Raw genomic sequence first — 4418 nt, 5'->3', positions numbered from 1 at the left:
CTCGACGGCGGCTACTACAAGCGCCGTGAGGGCGTGGGCGACTGCACCGTCACCATTCCGCCTCCCAACGTGACCGGCAAGCTTCACATGGGCCACGCCACCGATGACTCCATCCAGGACGCCATCATCCGTATGGCCCGCATGCGCGGCAAGTCCACGCGCTGGGTGCTGGGCACCGACCACGCCGGTATCGCCACGCAGACCAAGGTCGACAAGAAGCTCAAGAGTGAGGGCATCAGTCGCCTGGAGATTGGTCGCGACAAGTTTGTCGACGCCTGCTGGGATTGGACCCACGAGTACGGCGGCATCATCGTCGAGCAGATCAAGCGTATGGGCTGCTCCGTCGACTTCGATAACGAGCGCTTTACCATGGACGAGGACTACGCGCAGGCCGTGCGCAAGGTCTTCTGCGACTGGTACCACGACGGCCTGATCTACCGCGGCAAGCGCATCGTCAACTGGTGCCCCAACTGCACCACCGCCATCTCGGACGACGAGGCCGAGTACAAGGACGAGAAGGGCCATCTGTGGCACCTGCGCTACCCGCTGACCGAGCCGGTCAACGGCCAGGACTACATCGTCGTCGCCACTACGCGCCCCGAGACCATGCTCGGCGACACGGGCGTCGCCGTCTCCCCGAAGGACCCCGAGAAGGCCGCTTTTGTGGGTAAGACCGTCAAGCTCCCCATCGTGGACCGCGAGATCCCCATCTTTGAGGATTGGCATGTCGACGCCAACTTTGGCTCCGGCTTTGTCAAGGTCACCCCGGCCCACGACCCCAACGACTATGCCATGGGTCAGGCCCACGACCTGCCGCAGATCAACATCTTCGACGAACACGCGGTGGTCGTCGAGGGCTACGGCGAGTTCACCGGCATGAACCGCGACGAGTGCCGCGAGGCCGTCATCAAGTGGTTCGAGGAGCACGACCTGCTCGATCACGTGGAGGACCTCGATCACTCCGTCATGCACTGCTACCGCTGCGACGCCGCGCTTGAGCCGTGGCTGTCCGAGCAGTGGTTTGTGGCCGTCGACAAGCTCAAGGGGCCGGCGCTTGACGCCGTTAACTCCGGTAAGGTTACCTTCCACCCCGCGCGCTGGACGCAGACCTACACCACCTGGATGGAGAACCTTAAGGACTGGTGCATTAGCCGCCAGCTGTGGTGGGGCCACCGCATCCCCGTGTTCTACTGCGAGGACTGCGGCTGGGAGGACGCTCTTACCGAGGACACCGATGTGTGCCCCAAGTGCGGCGGTCATCACGTGCACCAGGACGAGAACGTGTTGGACACCTGGTTCAGCTCGCAGCTGTGGACTTTCGCTACGCAGGGCTGGCCGCAAAAGCCGGAGCTGCTCGAGGGACATCACCCCACGACGGCGCTCGTCACCGCGCGCGATATCATCGCGCTGTGGGTCGCCCGCATGGTCATGAGCTCGCTGTACTTCCTGGACGAGGTGCCGTTTAAGGACGTCGTCATCTACCCGACGATCCTGGCCAAGGACGGCAGCCGCATGTCCAAGTCCAAGGGCAACGGCGTTGACCCCATGGATCTCATTGGCATGTACGGCGCCGACGCCATGCGCTACAACCTGCTGACGCTCTGCACCAACAACCAGGACGTCAAGTTTGACGCGAACATCGACAAGAAGACTAAGAAGCTTATCGACAGCCCGCGTACCGACCAGGCTAAGTCGTTTGTGACCAAGATCTGGAACGCAAGCCGCTTCCTGCTCATGAACATGGAGGGCTACACGCCCGGCGAGCCCGTCGTTGAGACGCCGGCCGACGCCTGGATGTTCAGCCGCCTGGCCAAGGCCGTCAAGATGGTCACCGAAGGCATCGAGAACTACACCTTTGGCGATATGGCCCGCGGCGTGCAGCAGTTCTTCTGGAACGAGGTCTGCGACTGGTACGTCGAGGTCACCAAGGCCCGCTTGAAGGGCGAGGGCCGTCTGCAGGCTCAGCGCAACCTGATCTTTGTGCTGGATACCTCCATTCGCCTGATGCACCCGCTCATGCCGTTTGTCACCGAGGAGATTTGGGACAACATGCCGGCCAGCGTGCTCGACCTGGATGCCGAGGGCAACGTCGACCGCGCCGAGGCGCTCATGATTGCCAAGTGGCCCGAGCCCGCCGATTACGCCAAGTATGTCGACGAGGACGCCGAGCGCGCGTTTGAGCTGTGCCGCGCCGTCGTTTCCGCCGCCCGCGCCACGCGTTCGCGTTATCGCTTGAGCCCCAAGGCCGAGCTCGACGTGGTCGTGCGCGCCGGTGTCGAGGACATCGAGAAGCTCGAGAGCCTGCGTTCGACCATTGAGCCGCTGGCCAACACCGCTTCGCTGGTCATGGGTACCGACGTTGAGAAGCCGGCCGCGAGCATCGCCGTGGTCGACAGCGGCGTCGAGGTCTTTGTGGTGCTCGAGGGCAAGGTCGATCTTTCGGCCGAGAAGGCGCGTCTTGAGAAGGAGATCGCCGCGGCGCAGAAGGAGCTCGCCGGCTGCGAGAAGACGCTCGCCAACGAGGGCTTTGTGGCCAAGGCCGCGCCTGCGGTGGTCCAGAAGAAGAGGGACCGTGCAGCTGAGCTCAAGGAGATCCTGGCGGCGCTGAACTCGCAGGTTGCTGACTTCTCGTAGGCGGTACTGGGGGACGCGGTTTGGGGCTTTGCTCGCTACTGCGGACAGTCCTGCTCGCACGAAGGCCACATTAAGTGGCCTTCGGCTCGTGCGGAACTTGTATCGAGCAAAGCCCCAAACCGCTCCCAGTTCGTTTACGTGGTTGTCTGCGCCCGGCATGTTAGGGCCACTGGGTTGTGGCCTTGAGGTTGCTGCAAAGCGGTGTTTGGCTGATTTTTTGAACGCGAGGGGCTCATTCTATTTAATGGGCCTCTTTTTCTGTTATGGGGGACTTTGGGTTATGGCTAAGCGTTCTGGGTCGTATGTCGTTCCTTTCTCGTTTGAGCTGCTTTCGTTTGATGAGGCTGTGGGGCTTGCTGCTGATACGGGGCGGATTTCTGGGGATGCTGGTCCTCTGCTTGAGACGGTTGTCGATATGCTCGATGAGCTGGGGCGTCCGGACGAGTATTTCGATTGCATCCAGGTTGCCGGTACCAATGGCAAGACTTCGACTACGCGTTTTTCGGCTGCCATTCTTCGTGGTGAGGGGCTCAAAACCGCGCTGTATACGTCGCCACAGCTGGTGCGCTATCCCGAGCGCATGGAGGTTGATGGGTGCGTCGTGAGCGACGAGGCCTTTGCCCATGGCGTTTCGGCAGCTGTCGAGGCGGGGCATCGCGTGAATGCGCGCCGTGTGGCGGCAGGGGAGCGCGCCTATACCATCACACCGTTTGACCTGCTGACGGCTGCTGCACTTGTAGTGTTTGCCGAGGCTTGCGTGGACGTAGCCGTGCTTGAGGTTGGCATGGGCGGGCGTTGGGACGCCACGAGTGCGACCGATCCCGTCGCCGTTGCCATTACGGGCATTGGGCTCGATCATACACGTATTTTGGGCAACACGCTCGAGGCCATTGCGGGGGAGAAGGCTGCGGTTATTAAGCCTGGGCGCTTTGTTGTTTTGGGCGAGGGTACGCATGAGGCGAGCGTTCAGCGCGTGATGGATGCCCGTTGCCGTGAGTGCGGTGTGGTGCCGCTCGTGGTGAACCATGCCACAACCAAGGTTCCGGCACACGTGGGCGACACGGTTGAGTTTAGCTGCACCACGCCGCGTGCGATCTATACGTCAAGCATGGTTAAGCCGGCCTACCAGCCGCAGAATGCTGCGTGCGCGATTATGCTGTGCGAGGGGTATTTGGGCCGCGAGCTCGACCACGATGCGCTGGATGCATCGCTTATGGGCTGCCCCACGCCGGGTCGTTTTGATGTGCTGGGGACCGATCCGCTCAAGCTGATCGACGCCTGCCATAACCCTCAGAGCTGCGAGAACTTTGTGAGCGCGCTGGACGAGATAGATCCGTGCGTCGAGAATCGCCCCACGCTGCTGTGCGCCGCACTGGCCGACAAGGATGTGGCCGGTATTGTCGATGTTCTGATTCCGGCCTTCCCGCGTGTGGTCGTAACCCAGACCGATTCCGATCGCGCCCTGCCGGCAGAGGAACTTGCTGCCCTGGTGGACGCCAACAAGCTTGCCGGTGTGTACCCTAGCGTGCCCGAGGCTCTCGCGGCTTTTGACGCCGTGGGCGAGTCCTTCGTTGCCGCCGGCACCATCACCCTAGCCGGCGAAGTAGCCGGCCTGCTGCGCTGACCCGTCCCAAATTAGCTGCCCTGTGCCCCGAGTTGACTCGCTTGCCACGAAATGGGCCTATTTACTACGTTTGACCGGTAATCTCCGACCATACCGAGAATTGCGAAATCAAAACCGACGCTCCTATAAGTTGTCAAGAGGCAGTTTGCGGGAGCGCTCT

Annotated in this window: 2 protein-coding genes; both read left to right on the top strand. The window is 61.9% G+C overall.

The window, feature by feature from the left end; translation table 11 throughout:
• Positions 1 to 2634, top strand: a 2634-nt coding sequence (locus DXC52_RS04855) for a valine--tRNA ligase (RefSeq protein ID WP_233504840.1), incomplete at its 5' end; no start/stop codon positions are given.
• Between the two features lie 280 nt (positions 2635 to 2914).
• Entirely contained in the window at positions 2915 to 4258 is a 1344-nt protein-coding gene (locus DXC52_RS04850) for a folylpolyglutamate synthase/dihydrofolate synthase family protein (protein ID WP_117746378.1), read from the top strand.
• Positions 4259 to 4418 lie beyond the last annotated feature (160 nt).

It is taken from the genome of Collinsella sp. TF05-9AC, assembly GCF_003438495.1.
GTDB lineage: Bacteria > Actinomycetota > Coriobacteriia > Coriobacteriales > Coriobacteriaceae > Collinsella.
This window is presented reverse-complemented; position numbering and strand designations above follow the sequence as displayed.

What these genes read in the sequence shown, in the direction of transcription:
- DXC52_RS04850 (WP_117746378.1), top strand. Translation starts at nt 2,915, where the DNA reads ATGGCTAAGCGTTCTGGGTCGTATGTCGTTCCTTTCTCGTTTGAGCTG.